General features: G+C 76.9%; 20 protein-coding genes, 1 tRNA gene and 2 riboswitches. Of the genes, 14 read left to right on the forward strand and 7 right to left on the reverse strand.

Annotated features, from left to right (window positions below; translation table 11 throughout):
* A partial coding sequence (locus tag GTR00_RS02190) for an ATP-binding cassette domain-containing protein (RefSeq protein ID WP_166610021.1) occupies window positions 1-1,528 on the reverse strand: 1,528 nt, incomplete at its 3' end.
* The gene (locus GTR00_RS02195) at window positions 1,521-2,132 is read right to left on the reverse strand and encodes an ECF transporter S component (protein ID WP_166610022.1); all 612 of its coding nucleotides are present in this window, start codon (window positions 2,130-2,132) and stop codon (window positions 1,521-1,523) included. The genes GTR00_RS02195 and GTR00_RS02190, both read right to left, overlap by 8 nt.
* Before the next feature lie 50 nt (window positions 2,133-2,182).
* Window positions 2,183-2,287, reverse strand: a riboswitch (TPP riboswitch).
* Window positions 2,288-2,336: 49 nt separating this feature from the next.
* Here GTR00_RS02195 and GTR00_RS02200 point away from each other — a divergent pair.
* On the forward strand, window positions 2,337-2,477 hold the full coding sequence (locus tag GTR00_RS02200; protein ID WP_166610023.1) for a hypothetical protein: 141 nt from the start codon (window positions 2,337-2,339) through the stop codon (window positions 2,475-2,477).
* A gap of 15 nt (window positions 2,478-2,492) precedes the next feature.
* On the forward strand, window positions 2,493-2,786 hold the full coding sequence (locus GTR00_RS02205; RefSeq protein WP_166610024.1) for a DUF4235 domain-containing protein: 294 nt from the start codon (window positions 2,493-2,495) through the stop codon (window positions 2,784-2,786).
* 51 nt (window positions 2,787-2,837) lie between these two features.
* Here the strand turns inward: GTR00_RS02205 and GTR00_RS02210 are convergent, their stop codons facing one another.
* Window positions 2,838-3,830, reverse strand: a complete 993-nt coding sequence (locus GTR00_RS02210; RefSeq protein WP_166610025.1) for an NAD-dependent epimerase/dehydratase family protein — start codon at window positions 3,828-3,830, stop codon at window positions 2,838-2,840.
* A gap of 263 nt (window positions 3,831-4,093) precedes the next feature.
* On the opposite strand from GTR00_RS02210, the gene GTR00_RS02215 reads away from it, so the two are divergent.
* The 6 genes from GTR00_RS02215 to GTR00_RS02240 all read left to right on the forward strand — a co-directional run bounded on the left by GTR00_RS02215 (window position 4,094) and on the right by GTR00_RS02240 (window position 13,258).
* On the forward strand, window positions 4,094-5,692 hold the full coding sequence (locus GTR00_RS02215; protein ID WP_166610036.1) for an APC family permease: 1,599 nt from the start codon (window positions 4,094-4,096) through the stop codon (window positions 5,690-5,692).
* Window positions 5,689-6,522, forward strand: coding sequence for an urea amidolyase associated protein UAAP1 (locus tag GTR00_RS02220; RefSeq protein WP_166610026.1), 834 nt, complete (start codon window positions 5,689-5,691; stop codon window positions 6,520-6,522). Before GTR00_RS02215 ends, GTR00_RS02220 begins: the two co-directional genes overlap by 4 nt.
* Complete coding sequence (locus tag GTR00_RS02225; protein ID WP_166610027.1) at window positions 6,519-7,196, forward strand: urea amidolyase associated protein UAAP2; 678 nt, start codon at window positions 6,519-6,521, stop codon at window positions 7,194-7,196. The genes GTR00_RS02220 and GTR00_RS02225 overlap by 4 nt, the downstream gene beginning before the upstream one ends.
* Before the next feature lies 1 nt (window position 7,197).
* A complete protein-coding gene (gene uca / locus GTR00_RS02230; protein WP_166610028.1) occupies window positions 7,198-10,842 on the forward strand; it encodes an urea carboxylase in 3,645 nt (1,214 codons plus the stop codon).
* Between the two features lie 65 nt (window positions 10,843-10,907).
* Complete coding sequence (gene atzF / locus GTR00_RS02235) at window positions 10,908-12,575, forward strand: allophanate hydrolase (protein ID WP_166610037.1); 1,668 nt, start codon at window positions 10,908-10,910, stop codon at window positions 12,573-12,575.
* Window positions 12,572-13,258 (forward strand): TetR/AcrR family transcriptional regulator, encoded by a 687-nt coding sequence (locus GTR00_RS02240; protein WP_205704862.1) that lies wholly within the window; start codon window positions 12,572-12,574, stop codon window positions 13,256-13,258. Before atzF ends, GTR00_RS02240 begins: the two co-directional genes overlap by 4 nt.
* Here the strand turns inward: GTR00_RS02240 and GTR00_RS02245 are convergent.
* The 3 genes from GTR00_RS02245 to GTR00_RS02255 form a co-directional block, all read right to left on the reverse strand.
* Complete coding sequence (locus tag GTR00_RS02245; RefSeq protein WP_323132146.1) at window positions 13,242-13,556, reverse strand: DMT family transporter; 315 nt, start codon at window positions 13,554-13,556, stop codon at window positions 13,242-13,244. The genes GTR00_RS02240 and GTR00_RS02245 overlap by 17 nt on opposite strands.
* A gap of 11 nt (window positions 13,557-13,567) precedes the next feature.
* Window positions 13,568-13,631, reverse strand: a riboswitch (guanidine-III (ykkC-III) riboswitch).
* Window positions 13,632-13,705: 74 nt separating this feature from the next.
* The gene (locus tag GTR00_RS02250; protein ID WP_166610030.1) at window positions 13,706-14,467 is read right to left on the reverse strand and encodes an aspartate/glutamate racemase family protein; all 762 of its coding nucleotides are present in this window, start codon (window positions 14,465-14,467) and stop codon (window positions 13,706-13,708) included.
* Window positions 14,468-14,622: 155 nt separating this feature from the next.
* A tRNA-Gly gene (locus GTR00_RS02255) sits at window positions 14,623-14,693 on the reverse strand.
* A gap of 127 nt (window positions 14,694-14,820) precedes the next feature.
* On the opposite strand from GTR00_RS02255, the gene dcd reads away from it, so the two are divergent.
* The 5 genes from dcd (at window position 14,821) to GTR00_RS02280 (ending at window position 19,522) form a co-directional block, all read left to right on the forward strand.
* Window positions 14,821-15,396, forward strand: a complete 576-nt coding sequence (gene dcd / locus GTR00_RS02260) for a dCTP deaminase (RefSeq protein ID WP_166610031.1) — start codon at window positions 14,821-14,823, stop codon at window positions 15,394-15,396.
* 159 nt (window positions 15,397-15,555) lie between these two features.
* Window positions 15,556-16,830, forward strand: coding sequence for an EAL and HDOD domain-containing protein (locus GTR00_RS02265; RefSeq protein ID WP_166610032.1), 1,275 nt, complete (start codon window positions 15,556-15,558; stop codon window positions 16,828-16,830).
* An 84-nt stretch (window positions 16,831-16,914) separates the two neighbouring features.
* On the forward strand, window positions 16,915-17,376 hold the full coding sequence (locus GTR00_RS02270) for an ankyrin repeat domain-containing protein (protein ID WP_323132147.1): 462 nt from the start codon (window positions 16,915-16,917) through the stop codon (window positions 17,374-17,376).
* A 114-nt stretch (window positions 17,377-17,490) separates the two neighbouring features.
* Window positions 17,491-18,852 carry a TrkH family potassium uptake protein gene (locus tag GTR00_RS02275; RefSeq protein ID WP_323132148.1) on the forward strand — a complete coding sequence of 454 codons (1,362 nt, stop codon included), beginning with the start codon at window positions 17,491-17,493 and terminating at the stop codon, window positions 18,850-18,852.
* A 28-nt stretch (window positions 18,853-18,880) separates the two neighbouring features.
* Window positions 18,881-19,522 carry a potassium channel family protein gene (locus GTR00_RS02280; protein WP_323132149.1) on the forward strand — a complete coding sequence of 214 codons (642 nt, stop codon included), beginning with the start codon at window positions 18,881-18,883 and terminating at the stop codon, window positions 19,520-19,522.
* 21 nt (window positions 19,523-19,543) lie between these two features.
* On the opposite strand, the gene GTR00_RS02285 is transcribed toward GTR00_RS02280, so the two are convergent.
* Window positions 19,544-19,807 (reverse strand): hypothetical protein, encoded by a 264-nt coding sequence (locus GTR00_RS02285; RefSeq protein WP_166610034.1) that lies wholly within the window; start codon window positions 19,805-19,807, stop codon window positions 19,544-19,546.
* Between the two features lie 86 nt (window positions 19,808-19,893).
* Between GTR00_RS02285 and GTR00_RS02290 the strand changes: the two genes are divergently transcribed.
* Window positions 19,894-20,343, forward strand: coding sequence for a MarR family winged helix-turn-helix transcriptional regulator (locus tag GTR00_RS02290; RefSeq protein WP_166610035.1), 450 nt, complete (start codon window positions 19,894-19,896; stop codon window positions 20,341-20,343).
* Window positions 20,344-20,378: the final 35 nt, after the last annotated feature.

Raw genomic sequence — 20,378 nt, forward strand, 5'->3', positions numbered from 1 at the left:
CGGGCACCCCCGCGGGCACCCCCGGCACGCGCCGGCCGGCGTGCAGGCGCACCGCGGCCGAGCCGTCCGGGTCCAGGCGGCGCACCAGCGGCTCGTCGTGGCTGCTGACGGCGACGGCGGCGCCGTCGCGGGCGGCGGCCAGCAGCAGGCCCGCCACCACCGCCCAGGTGCGCCGGTCCTGCCCCACGCTCGGCTCGTCGGCCAGCAGCACCGCCGGGCCGGCGGCCAGCGCGCCCGCCAGCGCCAGGCGGCGCTGCTCGCCGCCGGAGAGGCGGAAGGGGTCCACGTCGGCGCGGTGCCCCAGCCCCAGCAGCTCCAGCAGCGCGTCGGCGCGCTCGGCGGGCAGGCCCAGCGCCGTGGCGGTCGCGGCGGCCTCGGCGCGCGCGGTGGTGCGCACGAAGGCGTGCCCGGGGGTCTGCGGCACCCACGCCGAGCGGGCGGCCAGCTCCGGCGAGCGCCACCGCCACGGCTGCGGGCGCAGCCCGCCGGCCAGGTCCGGCGCCGCGCGCAGGTCGCCGCAGGTGGGGCGGGTCAGGCCCGCCAGCACCCCCAGCAGCGAGGACTTGCCCGAGCCGCTGACGCCCACCAGGGGCGTGGTGCGCCCGGCGGGCACCCGCACGTCCACGTCCGCCAGCACGGTGACCGGCGGGGACGGGCGCAGCCCGCGGCGCCGGCGCACCAGGCCCAGCCGCTCGCCGGTCAGGGCGTCGCCGCCCACCGCCCGGCGCGGGGCGAGCAGCCCGGCGGGCACGTCGACGGGCCGCGGCGCGGGCGCTCCGGGCAGCCACAGCTCGCCGCCGCCCGCGCCGGGCACCAGCACCCGGGCGGGCGGGCCGTCGGCCACGGGACGGCCGTCGCGGCCGAGCAGCACGACGCGGTCCACGTGCGGGGCCCACCCGGCGAGGTCGTGGTCGACGACGACGAGGGTGCGCCCGGCGGCGGCGGCCAGCACGGCGGCGCGCACCGCGGCGGCGGTGGGCGCGTCGAGCATGGACGTCGGCTCGTCCAGCAGCAGCACGCCCGGCAGCAGCGCCAGCACCCCGGCCAGCGCCAGGCGCTGGCGCTCCCCGCCGGACAGGGTCGCCACCTCCCTCCCGCGCCCGGCGTCGAAGCGGGCCGCGGCGTGGGCCCGCGCCACCCGCTCCCACACCTGCTCGCGCGCCAGGGCCAGGTTCTCCGGGCCGAAGGCGGTGTCGCGCCCGGCGGTGGCGGCCACGACGGCGTCGACGGGGTCCTGCAGCAGCAGGCCCACGGCGCCGGGGCGGGCGGGCCCGCCGCCGACGAGCACCTCGCCGGCGGCGGCGGGCTCGCCGCCGGCGCCCTCCTCCAGCACGCCGGCGAGGGCGCGCAGCAGGGTCGACTTGCCCGAGCCGCTGGGCCCGGCCAGCAGCACGCGCTGACCGGCGGGCACGTCGAGGTCCACGTCCGCCAGCACCGGCCGCGCCGCGCCGGGCGGGGTGACGCCCAGGGCGCGCACCCGCAGCGCGGCGGGCGCGGGCCCGGGGGTCGCGGGGGCCGCTTCAGCCACGGGCGCGGTGCTCGTGGCCCGCGGCGAAGGCGGACAGGGCGCCGGCCCGCGCCAGGGCCCGCACCAGCGCCCAGCCGCCGACGCCGGCGACCAGCGCGCCGGAGAGCGCGAAGAAGAGCAGGTACAGCAGGTCCCAGCCGGCGCTCCAGTCCCAGTAGGCGGACCACTCGTACACCGACTCCAGCGACGCGGCCAGCACCCCGCCCAGGACGGCGACGCCCAGGTTCCAGCGCCGCCACAGGAACAGCGCCACGGCGATCTCCACGCCCAGGCCCTGCAGGCCGCCGGAGACCAGCACGCCCGCGCCCCACCGGTTGCCCAGCAGGGCCTCCACCGTGGCGGCGACCAGCTCGGTCAGCAGCGCCGCGCCGGGGCGGCGCACCACGAGGGCGCCCACGACGGCCGGCAGCAGCCACACACCGCCGACGAGCCCGGCGATGGGGGGGAAGACGTTGAAGGCGGGGCTGAAGACGTTGTACGCCTGGTCCCAGCCCCAGAAGACGACGCCGAAGGCGACGCCGAGGACGGCGGCGGTGACGATGTCGACGGTGCGCCAGCGGGCCGCGCGGCGGCGGGCGGAGCCCTTGTCGAGGGTGGTGCTCACGGAGGACCTCCTGGGTGCAGGAGGGGGACCCGCGGCGCTGCTCGCCGCGGGTCGAGGAAGGCCCGACTCCCTACGCCGGTGCTAACCGGATCAGGTTGGAGGGTCTGCGGCTGCCCGCACTCTCAGCGCCCTGCGGCGCTCCCCTGTCGTTCGGCCCACACCCTACCCGCCGCAGCGGCCGCGGGCGTCGGGGAGGATGGGACCGTGCTGCGACACCTCCGCGGGCCCGACGGCGGCCCCTCCAGGGCGGTGCGCCTGATCACCGTCGTGCTCATCGTCGCCCTCGTCGGGGCCGCCGCCACGGCGCTGCTGCCGGCGCTGCGCTGGTTCCTGGACCTGCTGTAGGGCAGGGTGCTGGCCATGGGTTCGATCATCTGGAAGCTCGCCGGCCCCGGGGCCGGCATCCTGGCGAGCGGCGTCGCCAGCCGCCTGACGAAGAAGATCTGGGTGAGCGTCACGAAGTCGGCGCCGCCGGACAACCCGGAGGACCCGGACGTGGCGTGGAAGGAGGCCGTCGCCTGGGCGCTGGCCTCCGGCGCGATCATCGGCCTGACCCGCCTCCTCGTGGAGCGCCAGGCGGCCGTGTGGTACCGCAAGAGCTTCGGCGAGCAGCCCCCCGGCCTGGGCGCCGGGCGCGACGGCCGCGAGGCCTGAGCAGCCGCCCCGCCCCGGCGCGCGCCGGGGCGGGGGCCCGCCGGGGGCGGCTCAGCCCCAGCGGGCGGCCAGGCGGTCGTGCCGGGCCTCGGCCTCCGGGTCCGCCCGGCGCAGCTCCGGGTGCGCGTCGTGGTGCTCGACGATCTCGCGCGCCCCGGCGCTGAAGGTGGTGACCGCCGCGAAGCCGGGCACCAGCCGCTTGAGCTTGGTGTTGTCGAAGAGCACCGAGTGCGCCTTGTCGCCCAGCAGGCTGGCGCCGCGCTCGGGGTCCTCGCGGGCGATGGCCTCGGAGGGCACGTGCACCAGGTGCGGGTCGTCCACGCCGGCGGCGCGGGCCAGCGCGCGGTGCACCGCGTCCCAGGTGAGGGCCTCGTCGGAGGTGATGTGCACCGCCTCGCCGGTGACGGCGGGCTCGCCCAGCAGGGGGACGAACCCCGCCGCGAAGTCGGTGTGGTGGGTGAGCACCCACAGCGAGGTGCCGTCGCCGTGCACGACGACGGGCGCGCCGCGGCGCATGCGCTCCACCACCGTCCACCCGCCGTCCGTGGTGGGCACCGAGGTGCGGTCGTAGGTGTGGCTGGGGCGCACCACGGCGGCGGGGAAGCCCTCCTCGCGGTACGCGCGGGTCAGCAGCTCCTCGCAGGCGATCTTGTCGCGGGAGTACCCCCAGAACGGGTTCGCCAGGGGCGTGGACTCGGTGACGGGCAGGTGCCCGACGGGCTTCTGGTAGGCGGAGGCGCTGGAGACGAACCAGTACTGCCCCACCCGGCCGCGGAAGGTCTCCACGTCGGCGGCGACGTGCTCGGGCGTGAACGCCACGAAGTCCACGGCGACGTCGAACTCGCGCCCGCGCAGCGCCTCGCGCACCGCGGCGCTGTCGCGCACGTCCGCGGTGAGCTGGTGCACCCCCTCGGGCAGCGGCCGCTTGGAGGAGGTCCCCCCGCGGTTGAGGACCGTCAGGTCCACCCCGCGGCGCACCGCCAGGTCCGCGCACGCGGAGCTGATGATCCCCGTGCCCCCCACGAACAGCACCTTCAGCGCCACGCGCCCACCTCCGACGTCGTCGTCGAGCCCGCCGCCGGCGGGCGCCGGCGGCCACGGTCACCCTAGGGCGTGCCGGGTCCCGGCGCAGGCGGTGGCGCAGGCGGTGGCGCAGGGGTGGCGCAGGCGGTGGCGCGGGGGACGGCGCTGCGCACCCGGGCGCCGAAGTTCACAACGGGGAAACACCTCCGTAACAGCGCCCCGGCCAGACTGGCACGACTACCTGTCGAGCGACAGGAACCGGCGTGCAGCAGAAGGGCCGACCGATGACCGTCCCCGCACCACGCTCCACCCGCCCGCAGCGGCCGCAGCCCGCCGGGGCCCCCGCCGACGACCTGCAGGCGTTCGGCTACGGCCAGCACCTGCGCCGCAGCGTCGGACCGTTCGCCTCCTTCGCCGCGGGTTTCTCGTTCGTCTCCATCCTCACCACGGTGTTCCAGCTGTTCGGGCTGGGTTTCAGCTTCGGCGGCGCCGGGTTCTTCTGGACCTGGCCCACCGTGTTCGCCGGGCAGCTGCTCGTCGCGCTGTGCTTCGCGGAGCTCGCCGCGCGGTACCCGATCTCCGGGTCGATCTTCCAGTGGTCCAGCCGGCTGGCGGGCACCGACTTCGGCTGGTTCACCGGCTGGGTGATGGTGGTCGGGCAGGTCCTCACCGTCGCGACGGCGGCCATCGCGCTGCAGGCGGTGCTGCCGACGATCTGGACGGGTTTCCAGCTCGTCGGCGGCCCGGGCGCGGACAGCTCGCCCACCTCCACCACCGGGGCGCAGAACGCGGTGCTGCTGGGCATCGCGCTGCTGGTCCTGACGACGCTGGTCAACGTCGTGGGCGTGCGGCTCATGGCGGTGGTGACCTCCGTCGGCGTGGCCATCGAGATCGCCGGCGTGGTGGCCGCGGTCGTCGCGCTGCTGCTCCTGGCCGAGCGCGGCCCGGCCGTGGTCGCCACCACGACCGGTGCGGGCGAGGGGGACTACACGTACCTGTGGCTGGCCAGCTCGCTGATGGCGGCCTACGTCATGGTGGGTTTCGACTCCGCCGGTGAGCTGGCCGAGGAGACGCGCGACCCGCGGGCCACGACGCCGCGCACCATCGTGCGCGCCCTGGTCCTCTCCGGCGTCGGCGGGATGCTGCTGCTGCTCGGCGGCCTGGTCGCCGCGCCCAGCCTGACCGACGGGTCGCTGGCCGAGCAGGGCCTGGCGCACGTGCTGCTCTCCCGCCTGGGCGACGTGCCCGGGCGGATCCTGCTGGTCTCCGTGGTCGCCGCCGTGGTCGTGTGCACCCTGGCGGTGCAGACCGCCGGTTCGCGGATGCTGTACTCGATGGCCCGCGAGCGCGCCGTGCCGTTCTCCGGGGTCCTCGGCCGCGTCTCGCCGCGCACCGGCAGCCCCGTGGGCGCCTCCGTGGTCGTCGGCGCCGGCGCCGCGCTGGCGCTGGCGGTGAACTGGCACCAGAGCGCGGTGTTCACCGCCCTGGCCAGCCTGTGCATCGCGATGATCTACCTGGCCTACCTGGGCGTGACCGTCCCGCTGCTGGTGCACCGCGTGCGCCACCGCGGGCTGGCCGGTGGCGTGGACGAGCACGGCCGGCCGCTGTTCTCGCTGGGGCGCTGGGGCGTGGCCGTCAACGCCGTGGCCGTCGCCTACCAGGTCGCCATGGTCGTCAACCTGGCCTGGCCGCGCGCAGAGGTCTACGACCTCACCGGGGGCACCTGGTGGCTGCGGCACAGCGCGGTGCTGTTCATCGCCGGCACGCTCGCCGTCGGCGCGCTCGTGCACCGGCGCAACCGGGTCCGCCACGGCGGCGCCATCGTCCTGGGCGCCCTGCAGGTCGCCCCCCGTTCCCCCGAACCCGTGGAGGAGAGCGCGTGAACCGCGACACCTCGACCGTCCTGGCGGCCCGCGAGGACGCCCGCGCCCGGGCGGGCGCCGGCGCCGACTGGATGCCGCACCTGCCCGCCTCCAGCTCCCCGCACGCCCCGGCCGACGTGGACCCGGCGGCCCTGACCTGGGCCGAGACCGTGGCGCCGGGCGGGTACACCTCCAAGGTCCTGGCGCGCGGCACCCGGCTGCGGTTCACCGACGTCACCGGCGACGCCTGCGCGCACGTGCTGCTCTTCTCCGCGCTCGCGCCGTGGGAGCGCCTGAACGTCGCCGACACGCAGAAGGTCCCGTGGCAGGCATACCTCGGGCAGGGCCACCCGCTGCTGTCCGGGGACGGGCGGGTGCTGGCCAGCGTGGTGGCCGACGGCTCCGGCCGGCACGACGCGTTCTGCGGCACCACCTCCGACGCGTGGAACGTGCGCAAGTACGGCGACGCCGCGCCGGAGGGCCCCAGCCCCTCGGGGCGCTCGCTGCTCACGCTGGCCGCAGCCAAGCACGGCCTGGGCCCGCGCGACCTGGCCCCCAGCGTGTCGTTCTTCCAGGGCGTGCGGGTGGAGCCGGACGGCGGCTTCCGCTGGCTGGGCTCGGCGGGGCCGGGCACCTCGGTGGACCTGCTCGCCGAGCTGCCGCTGGTCGTGCTGGTGGCGAACACCGCGCACCCGCTGGACCCCCGACCGCGGTTCACCGTCGGGCCGCTGCGCGTGCACGCGTGGCGCTCGGCGCCCACCGGCCCCGGTGACGAGCGGTTCACCGCCACCCCCGAGCTGCACCGGGCCTACCTGAACACCCTGGACCACGCGGAGGCGCGAGGACTGTGAGCACCGGCACCGAGACCCCCTCGCGCAGCGGGCGGCTGGACTGGGGCTCGCCCCTGGTGCCCGGCCGCCTCGTGCGCGACGACCGCGTGGCCCCCCGCGCGCCGTGGTCGGCGGTCGTGCCCGCCGGGCACGTGCTGACGATCGTCGACGTCGGCGGCAACCAGTCCGCCGACTGCCTCGTCTTCGCCGACGCCGACCGCAGCGAGCGCTACAGCGTGCCGGACACCCTGGCCTGGCAGGGCAACGCGTACGTGCGCACCGGCACGGTGCTGCGCAGCCAGTTCGGCACCGCGCTGATGACCGTGGTCGGCAACGAGGTGGAGCGCCAGGACACCATCGGCGGCGCCTGCGGCAAGGAGTCCAACACCCTGCGCTACGGGCACCACACCGCCCACCAGCACGGCTGCCGGGAGAACTTCCTCGCCGAGGCCGCCCGGCACGGCCTGGGCGCGCGCGACCTGGTCTCGAACCTCAACTGGTTCATGAACGTGCCCGTGGAGCCCGACGGCTCCCTCGGCATCGTCGACGGCATCTCCGCGCCCGGCAAGCGCGTGGCCGTGCGCGCCGACGTCGACGTCCTGGTGATCGTCAGCAACTGCCCGCAGGTCAACAACCCGTGCAACGACTTCGACCCCACACCGCTGCGGATGCTCGTCACCGCGCCGGAGGAGTGACATGAGCTTCGACACCCTGCTCGTCGCCAACCGCGGCGAGATCGCCCGGCGGATCCTGCGCTCCGCGCGCGCGCTGGGCCTGCGCACGGTGGCGGTGTACTCCGACGCCGACCGCGCCGCCCCCCACGTGCGCGAGGCCGACACCGCGGTGCGCCTGGGCCCGGCCCCGGCGCGCGAGTCGTACCTGCGCGCCGACGCCCTGCTGGAGGCCGCCGCGGCGAGCGGCGCGGGCGCCGTGCACCCCGGGTACGGGTTCCTCTCGGAGAACGTGGACTTCGCCCGCGGCTGCGAGGCCGCCGGGCTGGCGTTCGTCGGGCCGACCCCGGAGCAGATCACCGCGTTCGGCAGCAAGCACACCGCGCGCGAGCTGGCCGCCGCCGCCGGGGTGCCGCTGCTGGCGGGCACCGGGCTGCTGGCCTCGGTGGACGAGGCCGTCGCGGCCGCGGAGTCGATCGGCTTCCCCGTCATGCTCAAGGCCACCGGCGGCGGCGGCGGGATCGGCATGCAGGCGTGCGCGGACGCGGACGAGCTGCGCGGGGCCCACGACCGCGTGGTGCGCCTGGCGCGGGCGAACTTCTCCTCCGCCGGGGTGTTCCTGGAGCGGCTGGTGCGCCCGGCCCGCCACGTGGAGGTGCAGGTGTTCGGCGACGGCGCCGGGCGCGTGGCCGTCCTGGGCGACCGCGACTGCTCCCTGCAGCGGCGCAACCAGAAGGTCGTCGAGGAGGCCCCGGCCCCGGGCCTGCCCGGGCACGTGCGCGAGCGGATCGCCGGCACCGCCGCCGACCTGGCGGCCTCGGTGTCCTACCGCTCGGCCGGCACCGTGGAGTTCATCTACGACCCGGTGCGCGAGGAGGCCGCGTTCCTGGAGGTGAACACCCGCCTGCAGGTGGAGCACCCCGTCACCGAGCTCGCCTACGGCGTGGACCTCGTCGACCTCATGCTGCGCCTGGCGCGCGACGGCGCCGGCGCCGTCGACGACGTCTTCGCGCGGCGCTGGGAGGCCCGCGGCGTCGCGGTGGAGGCCCGCGTGTACGCCGAGGACCCCGGGCGCGGCAACGCCCCCAGCACCGGGCTGGTCACCCGCGCGCGGTTCCCGGAGCTGCCCGGGGTGCGCGTGGACGGCTGGATCGAGACCGGCCTGGAGGTCACCCCCCACTACGATCCCATGCTGGCCAAGGTCGTCGCCGTCGCGCCCGCCCGCGACGCGGCCCTGGACCTGCTCGGCGAGGCCCTGGCGGGGAGCCGCGTCGACGGGGTCGTGACCAACCTCGGGCTGCTGCGGCACCTGGCCGCGGACGCGCCGCTGCGCTCGGCCACCCACTGCACCTCCACCCTGGACGTCACCGAGGACCCCGACCCGCGCATCGACGTCCTGGCCCCCGGGGCGATGACCACCGTGCAGGACCTGCCCGGCCGGCTCGGGCACTGGCAGGTCGGCGTTCCGCCCTCGGGGCCCTTCGACCCGCTCTCGCTGCGCGAGGCGAACCTGGCCGTGGGCAACCCCGCCGGCGCCCCCGGGCTGGAGGTCACCGCCACCGGGCCGACGCTGCGCTTCTCCACCGCCTCCGTCGTCTGCGTCACCGGCGCGCCCGCCGAGGTCACCGTCGACGGCGCCGCGGTGCCGATGTGGGAGCCGGTGGCCGTGCCGGCGGGCTCGGTGCTCGCCGTCGGCACGGCCACCGGGCCGGGCCTGCGCCTGGCGATCGCCGTGCGCGGCGGCCTGGACGTGCCCGAGTACCTGGGCAGCGCCTCCACGTTCACCCTCGGCGGGTTCGGCGGTCACGGCGGGCGCGCCCTGCAGGCCGGGGACGTGCTGCGCCCCGGCGCGCCCGAGGGCCCCGGCACCGCCCCCGTCGCCGGTCCCACCCCGCAGGCGCGGCGCCCGGAGTACACCTCCGCCTGGCGCATCGCCGTCACCGAGGGCCCGCACGCGGCGCCGGACTTCTTCACCCGCGCCGACCTGGACGAGTTCTACGCCACCGCCTACGAGGTGCACCTGAACTCCGCGCGCACCGGCGTGCGGCTGATCGGCCCGCGCCCGCGCTGGGCGCGCGCCGACGGCGGCGAGGCGGGCCTGCACCCCTCCAACATCCACGACACCCCCTACGCCGTGGGCGCCGTCGACTTCACCGGCGACACCCCGATCGTGCTGGGCCCGGACGGGCCCAGCCTGGGCGGGTTCGTCTGCCCCGCGGTCGTCGCCAGCGGCGACCTGTGGAAGGTGGGGCAGCTGCGCCCGGGCGACACCGTGCGCTTCGTGCCGGTGCGCGAGGCTGAGGCGGCCGAGCCCGCGCGCGCCCTGGCGGCCGCCGCGAGCGGCGGGGCCCTGGTGGGCATCGCCGGCGGCGACGGCGACGACGGCGTCCTGGGCGGGCTGCCCGGCCGGCCCGGCCGCCCGTCCGTCACCTACCGCCGCGACGGCGACGACAACGTCCTCGCCGAGTACGGCGAGCAGGTCCTCGACCTGGGTCTGCGCATGCGCGTGCACGCCCTCATGGCCGCCCTGGAGGAGCACCGCCCCGCCGGCGTGCTGGACATCACCCCGGGCATCCGCTCGCTGCAGGTGCACACCGACTCCTCGGTGCTGCGCGCCGGTCAGGTGCTGGGGCTGCTGCGCGAGCTGGAGGAGGAGCTGCCCGCCACCGACGACCTGGTCGTGCCCTCCCGCCGGGTGCGCCTGCCGCTGTCGTGGGACGACCCGGCCACGAAGCTGGCCATCGAGCGGTACGTGGCCGGCGTGCGCGACGACGCCCCGTGGACGCCCTCGAACATCGAGTTCATCCGGCGCGTCAACGGCCTGGGCTCGGTGGAGGACGTGCGGCGCACGGTGTTCGACGCGCAGTACCTCGTGCTCGGCCTGGGCGACGTCTACCTCGGGGCCCCGGTGGCGACGCCGCTGGACCCGCGCCACCGCCTGGTGACCACGAAGTACAACCCGGCCCGCACCTGGACGGCGGAGAACTCCGTCGGCATCGGCGGCGCGTACCTGTGCGTCTACGGCATGGAGGGGCCCGGCGGGTACCAGTTCGTCGGCCGGACCGTGCAGGTGTGGAACCGCTTCCGCCGCGGCGGGCTGTTCCGCGAGAACCCGTGGGCGCTGCGGTTCTTCGACCGCATCGAGTGGTACCCGGTCTCGGCCGAGGAGCTGCTGGAGCTGCGCGCGGAGACCGACGCCGGCCGCGGGGAGTACGAGACGGAGGAGGGCGTCTTCGCCCTGGCCGACCACGAGCGGTTCCTGGCCGAGAACGCCGGCTCGATCGCGGCCTTCCGCGCGACCCAGGCGGCCGCGTTCGCCGCGGAGAAGGAGCGCTGGCGCGCCTCGGGCGAGTTCGACGTCAAGCCCGAGCCGGCCCCGGCGCCCGCCGCCGAGGCGGTGCGGGTGCCCGAGGGCGCGCTGGCGGTCACCGCGCCGTTCGGCGCGACCGTCTGGCAGGTGTCGGTGGGGGCGGGCGCGAGCGTCGGCGACGGCGAGCGCGTCATGGCGCTGGAGGCGATGAAGATGGAGACGGCGGTGACGGCCCCCGCGGCCGGGGAGGTGCTCGAGGTGTACGTGCGACCGGGCGAGGCGGTCAGCGCCGGGCAGGTGCTGTTCTCGGTGCGCGCCTGCGGCGACCGCGACGCGGCGACGGCGGGGGTGCCGGCGTGACCGGGAGTTTCGTGGACGGCGGGTTCGGGAACGGCGGGTTCGGGAACGAGGGGTTCGCCCGGCGCGTGCGCCGCGCCTACGCGCGCATCGCCGAGGCCGACCGCCCCGAGGTGTGGATCGCGCTGCGCCCGCAGGAGGAGGTGCTGGCCGAGGCGGCGGCGGTGGACCCCGCCCTGCCGCTGGCGGGCGCGCTGGTGGCGGTGAAGGACAACATCGACGTCGCCGGGCTGCCCACGACCGCCGGGGCGCCCTCGTTCGCGTACGAGCCGGCGGCGGACGCGACCGCCGTGGCGCGGCTGCGCGCCGCCGGGGCGGTCGTGCTCGGCAAGACGAACCTGGACCAGTTCGCCACCGGCCTGGTGGGCACCCGCAGCCCCCACGGCGCCGTGCGCGGCGCGGTCGACCCCGAGCGCGTCTCCGGCGGCTCCAGCTCCGGCTCGGCCGTCGCCGTGGCGCTGGGGTTCGCCGACCTCGCGCTGGGCACCGACACCGCCGGGTCCGGGCGCGTGCCGGCGGCGCTGCAGGGCATCGTCGGGGTCAAGCCCACCCGCGGCCTGGTGCCGACCACCGGCGTGGTGCCCGCCTGCCGCAGCCTGGACTGCGTCACCGTCTTCGCCCGCGAGCTGGGCCTGGCCCGCCGCGCGGCCGAGCTGCTGGAGGGCCCGGACGGCGTGGACCCCCTGGCCCGCACCGGCGCCCCGCTGCCCGCGCCCGGGGCGGCCCCGCGCGTGGCGGTGCCCACCGCCGAGCACCTGGAGGGGCTCGCCGACGGCTGGGCGGAGGCGTTCGCCGCCGCGGTCGAGGTGCTGCGCGCCGGCGGCGCCGAGGTCGTCGAGGTGGACGTCGCCCCGCTGCTGGAGGCGGCGCAGCTGCTCTACGGCGGCGCGTTCGTCGCCGAGCGCACGCTGGCGGTGGGCGAGCACGTCGCCGCCCACCCCGAGCTGGTGGGCACCGACCTGGACCCCACCGTCGCCGCGATCGTGCTGGGCGGGCGGGCCTTCAGCGCCGTGGACGCCTTCCGCGACCAGCAGCGCCTGGCCGAGCTGGGCGCGGCCGGGCGCGCCGCGCTGGCCGGCACCGACGCGCTGCTGACCCCGACGACGACGTGGCACCCCACGATCGCGCAGGTGGCCGCCGACCCGGTGGGCGCCAACGCCCGCATGGGCCGCTTCACCAACTTCGCGAACCTGCTCGACATGGCCTCCCTGGCCGTGCCCGCCGGCACCGTGGCCGGGCTGCCGTTCGGCGTCATGCTCACCGGCCCGGCGTTCAGCGACCGGGTCCTGGCGCAGCTGGCGCAGCGCCTGGCGGACCCGGTGGTGGAGCTGTTCGTCGTCGGCGCCCACCTGTCGGGCCAGCCCCTCAACCACGAGCTGGTCGCGGCGGGCGCCAGCCCGGTGGGCCCGGCCCGCACCAGCGGGCGCTACCGGCTGTTCGCGCTGGACACCGTGCCGCCCAAGCCGGGGCTGGTGCGCTGCGCCGAGGGCGAGTCGGGCGCGGCCGTGGCGGGCGAGGTGTGGCGCCTGCCCGCCTCCGGCTTCGGCGCCCTCGCCGCCGCGGTGCCGCAGCCGATGGCGCTGGGCGCGGCCGTGCTGGAGGACGGGCGCACGGTGCGCAGCTTCCTCGCCGAGCCGGCCGCCACCGCCGGCGCGGAGGACATCACCCACCACGGCTCCTGGCCGGCCGCCCTGGCCGCCCGGCGCGAGCGGGCCGTGGCACCATCGGCACGGTGAGCGGCAACCGCGTCGGCCGCCCCAGGGCCCGGGGGGCGCAGGACACCTCCCGCACGCCCCGGCAGGAGGTCCTGGACGCGGCCGCCGCCCTGTTCAGCGAGTCCGGCTACGCCGGGACCTCCACGCGCGCCATCGCCGAGCGGGTCGGCGTCCGCCAGGCCTCGCTCTACCACCACTTCGCCGGCAAGGACGAGATCCTGCTGGAGCTGCTGGAGGCGTCGGTGCGGCCCACCCTGGACCTCGCCGGGGCGGTGCGCGCCGCGGCCGGGGACCCGGCGGCGGCCCTGCACGCCCTGGTCGTGGTGGACGTGGGCACCCTGCTGGCCGGGCCGGCGGGCGTGGGCGCGCTGTACCTGGCGCCGGAGGTGCGCCGGCACCCGGTGTTCGCGCCGTTCCGCGAGCAGCGCGAGCAGCTGCGGGGCGTCTACGCCGAGCTGGCCGCGGCCGCCGCGCCGGGCGGGCACCCGGTGCCGGCGGAGGTGCTCGGCGCGGCGTGCCTGCACCTGGTGGAGATGGTCACCGCGCTGCCGCGGCGCGCCGGGCTGGCCGAGCAGGTGGCCCGCGCCTGCCTGGGCGCGGCCGGCGTCACCGGCGCCGCCGCGGACGCCGCGGCGCGGCGGGGGCGGCGCGCGCTGGCCACCCTGGCGGCCGGGCCCGGCGCACCGCTCAGTGCACCAGCTTGAGGCCGACGACGCAGCCGACGATGCCGGCGAGGAACAGCACCTTCAGCGCGGAGAAGGGCTCCGCGCCGGTGAGCATCGCGTAGGCGACGGTCAGCACCGCGCCGATGCCCACCCACACCGCGTAGGAGGTGCCCACCGGCAGCTCGCGCATCGCGAGCGCCAGCCCCGCCATGCTCGCGGCGAGGGCGACGGCGAAGACGGCGCTGGGCCAGGGCCGGGTGAAGCCCTGGGAGCGGTCCAGGGCGGTGGCCCACACCGCCTCCAGGACACCGGACAGGACCAGGACGGACCAGGACACGACGGGACCTCCCGGTGCCGTCTTGTCGCTGGTCGGGTACGGCACCCCTCGTCCGAGAGCTGTGCTGGGCTCACCACCAGGGTCTCCCACGCCCGGCGGCGCGGGCAACGCCGCCGGTGGTGGGGCTGCTCACCACCGGCTGGCCCGGCTCAGCGGGCCGGCGCGGCGGGCTCGGCGGCGGGCTCGGCGGCGGGCTCGGCGGCGGGCTCGGCGGCGGGCTCGGCGGCCAGGGCCCGCTCGACGGCGGCCTCGACGTGCAGGCGGGTGCTGGGGAAGACCGGCACCGGGGAGTCGCCCGGGCCGATGAGCAGCTCGATCTCGGTGCAGCCCAGCACGACGCCCTGCGCGCCGGCGGCGACGAGGTCGGCGATGACCTCGCGGTAGCGGGCGCGCGAGCCGTCGTCGACGACCCCCAGGCACAGCTCGTCGTAGATGACGCGGTGGACCAGCTCGCGCTGCTCGGGGCCGGGCACGAGGACCTCCACGCCGTGCCCGGCCATCCGCTCCCGGTAGGAGTCGCGCTCCATCGTGAACGCCGTGGCCAGCAGCCCCACCCGGTGCAGGCCCGCGGCGCGCACGGCGGCGGCGGTGGTGTCGACGATGTGCAGCAGCGGGATGCCCACCGCCGCCTGCACCGCGCCGGCGACCTCGTGCATCGTGTTGGTGCACAGCAGCAGCAGGTCCGCGCCGCCGGCCTGCAGCCCGGCGGCGCGCTCGGCCAGCAGCCGCCCGGCCGCCCCCCACTCCCCCGCGACCTGCAGGCGCTCCACCTCCGCGAAGTCCACCGAGGCCAGCAGGCAGCGGGCCGAGTGCAGCCCGCCCAGGCGCTCGCGCACCAGCTCGTTGACCAGGCGGTAGTACTCCGCGCTGGACTCCCAGCTCATCCCGCCCAGCATCCCGATCGTCAGCACGACGCCCCCTCCCGGGCCGGGAGCCGGTGCTCCCGGTGCCCGCGGGCATCGTCGCGCGCGGGCGCCGGCGGCGGCAGGGGTTTTCGCGGTGGGCCGGTGGTGCGTCCCCGGCACGACGAAGGCCCCGGTCCACCGGACCGGGGCCTTCGTCCCTGAGCGGGTGACGGGAATCGAACCCGCGCTATCAGCTTGGGAAGCTGAAGTTCTACCATTGAACTACACCCGCGTGACCCGGCAGCGCTCGCCGGGACGGCACCACTGTAACGGACGCCGCGGCGTGGTCCAGCCCGTCCCCGCGGCCGCCGGCTCGCGCACGCGGCGGTGGGGGTGGCGGGCGGCGGTACCGTGGCGGCGTGCTGCTCTCCGACCGCGACATCCGCCGCGAGCTGGACGCCGGGCGCGTGGTCCTCGACCCGTACGAGCCGTCGATGGTCCAGCCCTCCAGCGTCGACGTGCGCATCGACCGCTTCTTCCGGCTGTTCGACAACCACAAGTACTCGGTGATCGACCCGGCGCAGGAGCAGCCGGAGCTGACGCGGCTGGTGGAGGTCGAGCCGGACGAGGCGTTCATCCTGCACCCGGGCGAGTTCGTGCTGGCCTCCACCTACGAGGTGGTCACGCTGCCCGACGACGTCTCCGCCCGCCTGGAGGGCAAGTCCAGCCTGGGGCGGCTGGGGCTGCTGACGCACTCCACGGCCGGCTTCATCGACGCCGGCTTCTCCGGGCACGTGACGCTGGAGCTGTCCAACGTGGCGACGCTGCCGATCACGCTGTGGCCGGGCATGAAGATCGGCCAGCTGTGCTTCTTCCGGCTGTCCTCCCCCGCGCAGGACCCCTACGGCAGCGGGGCGTCCGGCTCGCGCTACCAGGGCCAGCGCGGGCCCACCCCCTCGCGCTCGGCGGCCCGCTTCCACCGCACCCCCGTGTGAGGCGGCGGTGCCGACGGCCGCGCCCGCGCCCCGCGCGGCACCCGTTCGGCCCAGCCCCGCGCGCAGGGGGCTTCAGGTGCGGGCCCGGGCAGCCGTAGAGGACGACGTGGAGAGCACCACGCGGGCGGCCGGGGCCGCCACCGGCGCGGGGGCCGCGCGGTGACCGCGCGGTCCCGCGCCGACGTGTGCCCGCCCGGCGGCGAGGAGGGCGCCGGCGCCGGCGTCGCCACCGTGCGCGTGGGGCGGCAGGGCATCTACGACGCCCAGCGCCGCCTGGTCGCCTACGAGCTGCTCTTCCGGGCGCACGGGGGCACCAGCGCCGGCCTGTCCGGCGGCGCCGAGCAGGACCACGCCACCTCGCAGGTCATCAGCGCCACCTTCGGCGACTTCGGCGTGGGCCAGATCGCCGGTGACAAGCCGCTGTTCCTCAACCTGACCCGCGGCTTCTTCACCGGCGAGCTGCCGGTGCCGTGCTCCCCGCGCCAGGTGGTCCTGGAGCTGCTGGAGGACGTGGAGGTCGACGAGGAGGTCCTGGCGGGCCTGGAGCGGCTGCAGGGGCGGGGCTACCGGATCGCGGTGGACGACTTCGCCGGCGAGGAGCAGCGCCTGCCGGCGGTGCGGCGCGCGCAGTACGTCAAGATCGACCTGGAGGCGACCGGCGAGCGCTTCGAGGAGGTGCTGGCGCTGGTGCGGCGGGTGAACCCCGCGGCGCTGGTGGTCGTCGAGCGCGTCGAGGACGACGCGGCGGTCGAGCGGTGCGCCGCGGCCGGCTGCGACCTCTTCCAGGGCTACGGCCTGCAGCGCCCGGTGACGCTGGAGTCGGTGAGCCTGACGCCCTCGCAGCTGGTGTGCCTGCGGCTGGTGCGGGCCCTGACCGGCAGCGACGCCCCGATCGGCGAGATCGAGCAGCTCGTGGCCTCCGACCCCGGCCTGAGCCTGCGGGTGCTGCGCACGGTGTCCTCCGCCTACGCCGGCACGCGCGAGGAGATCTCCTCGCTGCGGCAGGCGATCGTGCTGCTGGGCCGGCGCCAGCTGTGCTCGTGGGTGGTGCTCATGCTGCTGGGCGGCGTGACCAGCGTGGACACCGAGTCGCTGACGACGGTGCTGGCGCGCGCCGGGGCGTGCGCGCGGCTGGCGCCGGCGGACGCGGACGTGGCGTACACGGTGGGCCTGCTGTCGGGGGTCTCGGCGGTGCTGGGCCTGGCCGAGGACGAGCTGGCCGAGACGACGGGCGTGGCGCTGTCGGTGCGGGCGGCGCTGCTGGAGGGCCGCGGCGCGGCCGGCCGGGCGCTGCGCGCGGTGCTGTCCTACGAGGAGGACGACCCGGTGCGGGTGGGCGAGGCCGGGCACGCGGTGTACGAGGTCTCCCGCGCCTACCTGGCCGGGCTGAGCACCGCGATGCACACGGTGGAGACGGTCTTCGAGGAGGGCTGAGCGCCCCCGAGCGCCCCGGCGCGCCGCCGCGCCCGGGGCGCGCGAGGGTGTGCACGGCGGGCGCGGCGGTCCTACCCTGGCGCCGTGACCGGGCTGGGCGAGGACGGTGGGCGCTGGGCCGAGCCCGTGGGGCCCGCCGACGCCGGCGAGGAGCGCGCCCTGGAGCTGGCGCACCGGGTGTTCGAGGCGGCCCGGCAGGGCCGCACGCGCGAGCTGTGCGCGTACCTGGACGCGGGCGTGCCGGTGGACTCCACCGACTCGCGGGGCGACTGCCTGCTGATGCTGGCCGCCTACCACGGCCACGAGTCCACGGTGCGGGCGCTGCTGGAGCGCGGCAGCGACCCGGACGCGGTCGACGCGCACGGCAAGACGCCGCTGGCGGCGGCGGTCGTCAACGGCCGCCGCGACCTGGTGGCCGCGCTCGTGGCCGCCGACGCCGACCCCTACCTGGGCAGCCCCAGCGCGCTGGAGTCGGCGCGCTTCTTCGGCCGCGAGGACCTGCTGGAGCTGCTGGAGGTGCCCGGCGAGGAGCTCGACGGCACCTGAACGACCCCCGGACGGCCCCCGCGCGCCGGGCGCCGGCCGGGCGCGGGCCCCCGGCTGCCCTAGCCTGATCACCACCGGGCCGGACGCGGGCCCCGTCGAGCGGAGGCAGTGCAGGTGGTGGACCCCACAGGGACGCTCCCCGGCCGCCGCCGGCTGACGAGGCACCCGGCGCAGGTCGTGGCGCTGGCGTTCGCGGCCGTCGTCGTGCTCGGCACCGCGCTGCTGTGGCTGCCGGTGGCCCGGCGCGGGCCGGGCAACGCGGCGTTCGTCGACGCGCTGTTCACCGCGGTCAGCGCCCTGTGCGTCACCGGCCACGTCGTCGTCGACACCCGCGAGCACTGGTCGGTGTTCGGGCTGGTCGTCATCCTGGCGCTGGCGCAGGTCGGCGGGTTCGGGATCATGACGTCGGCCTCGCTGCTGGGGGTCTTCGCCTCCCGCCGGCTGGGGCTGCGCTCGCGGATGCTCACGGCCACGGAGTCGCGCGGGCTGGAGCTGGGCGACGTGCGCGCGGTGCTGCTGGGCGTCGTGCGGGTCTCGTTGCTGCTGGAGCTGCTGACGGCGGTGGCGCTGACCTCGCGCCTGGTGGCCGGCTACGGCGCCTCCTTCGGGGAGGCGGCGTGGGAGGGCGGCTTCCTGGCCGTGTCCTCGTTCAACAACGCCGGCTTCGCGCTGCGCTCGGACAGCATGACCGGCTTCGTCGCCGACCCGTGGATGTGCGTGCCCGTCATGGTGGCCGGCACCCTGGGCGGGCTGGGGTTCCCGGTGCTGCTGGAGCTGCGCCGGCGCTTCCACCGGCCGCGGCAGTGGTCGCTGCACACGAAGCTGACGCTGACGACGACGGCGGCGCTGCTGGTGTTCGGCTGGGTGTTCCTCACGGTCAACGAGTGGCGCAACCCGGCGACGCTGGGGGCGCTGGACTGGTGGTCCCGGCCGCTGGCGGGGCTGTTCCAGACGACCGCCACGCGCAGCTCGGGCTTCAACTCCGTCGACATCACGCAGATGAACGGCGGGTCGTGGCTGGTCATGGACGTGCTGATGTTCATCGGCGGCGGCTCGGCGAGCACCGCCGGCGGCATCAAGGTGACGACGTTCGCGCTGCTGCTGGTGGTGGTGTTCGCGGAGTTCCGCGGCGAGCCCAGCGTGGCGGTGTTCGGGCGCACCGTGCCGGACCGCGTGTACCGGCAGGCGCTGACGGTGGCGCTGGTCTCGGTGGCGGTGGTCGTGCTGGCGACGCTGGTGATCGTGGAGCTGACCCGTGCGCCGGTGGACCAGGTGCTGTTCGAGGTGGTGTCCGCCTTCGCCACCGTCGGGTTGTCCTCGGGGCTGCTGGTGCAGCTGCCGGACTCCTGCCAGGTCATCCTGGCGGGGCTGATGTTCCTCGGCCGCCTGGGGCCGATCACCCTGGGTGCCGCGCTCGCCCTGCGCGAGCGCGGTCGCGCCTACGAGTTCCCCGAAGGGAGGCCGATCATTGGCTAGGAGGTCCGCGCTCGCACGCCCGCGGTCGGTGGTGGTCATCGGCCTGGGCCGGTTCGGCCGGTCGCTGGCGCTGGAGCTGATGGAGGACGGGCAGGTCGACGTCCTGGGCATCGACAGCGACCCCAAGCTCGTCGACGAGCTGGCCGGGCAGCTCACGCACGCGGTGGTGGCCGACTCCACGCGCGAGGAGGCGCTGCGGCAGCTGTCGGTGCACGAGTTCGACCGGGCCGTGGTGGGCATCGGCACGAACCTCGAGGCGAGCATCCTGACGGTCTCGACGCTGCTGCAGTTCGGCATCCGCAACGTGTGGGCGAAGGCGATCAGCGAGTCGCACGCCCGGATCCTCACGCAGCTGGGCGCGCACAAGGTGATCCGTCCCGAGCACGAGATGGGCATGCGGGTGGCGCACCTGGTGCGCGGCCGGATGCTGGACTACATCGAGTTCGAGGACGGCTACGCCATGGCCAAGACGGTGGCGCCCACGCCGCTGGTGGGCCAGACGCTGGCCGGGGCGAAGCTGCGCAGCACGTACCGGGTGACGGTGGTGGCGCACCACCGGCCCGGGGAGGGCTTCACGTACGCCACGCCGGGGACGGTGCTGTCCGCGGAGGACGTGATCATCGTCTCCGGTCAGATCCGGGACGTGGAGGCGTTCAGCGCCCTGGCGTGAGCCGGTGCCGGTGCGGGCCGCTCAGCGGCGGTCCTCACCGGCGTCGGCGGCGTCCTCCTCCGGGCGCGGGGGCACGTCCTGGTCGTCCTCCAGCTCGGGCACGGGCGTCTGCGGGCCGGGCGAGCGGCGGTCGACGCCGACGAAGCGGCGCCGCTCGGGCTCGCCGCGCTCGGCGCGGGTGAGGTCGATGAGCTTGCGCCGGTCCGGGCCGCGGCGGTCCTCGTCGCCCGTGGCGGGCGGTCCGTCCGCCGGCCGGTCCTGCTCGCTGCCCGCTGCTGCGTCCACCGCTCCACCTCACCACGCCCCGCGCCGTGCTGCCACCTCCCCGGCCGCGGGTGGACGGGCGGCGCGCACGGTCATATAGTGTCCCTATGCAACTTGACGAGCAGCTGGCCACCCGGCTCCTCGTCGCCTGCTCGGAGCTGACCCGCGCCGCCACCGCCGCGGCCGCGCCGACCCCGCTCTCGCCCGCCCAGGGCCGCCTGCTCGGCACCGTGCAGCGCCGCGGACCGCTGCGCGTCAGCCGGCTGGCCGCCCTGGAGGGCAGCGCGCAGCCGAGCACGACCGCCCTGGTCGCCCGCTGCGCCGACGCCGGCCTGCTCACCCGCACCACCGACCCCGACGACGCCCGCGCCGTCCTGGTCTCCCTCACCGAGCGCGGCGCGCGGGCCCTGGCCGAGCACCGCCGCGCCCTGGCCGCGCCCCTGGGCGCCGCGCTCGCCCCGCTCGGCGAGGACGGGCGCGCCGGCGCCGAGCGCGCCGCGGCCCTGCTGGACCGGCTCACCGCCGCCGTGCGGGACGCCACCCCCCTGCCCGACTGACCGCTCCCCCGGGAAGGAGGCCCCGTGCCGAGCAC

The organism is Kineococcus indalonis, from assembly GCF_009906395.1.
In the GTDB taxonomy this organism is placed as follows: domain Bacteria; phylum Actinomycetota; class Actinomycetes; order Actinomycetales; family Kineococcaceae; genus Kineococcus; species Kineococcus indalonis.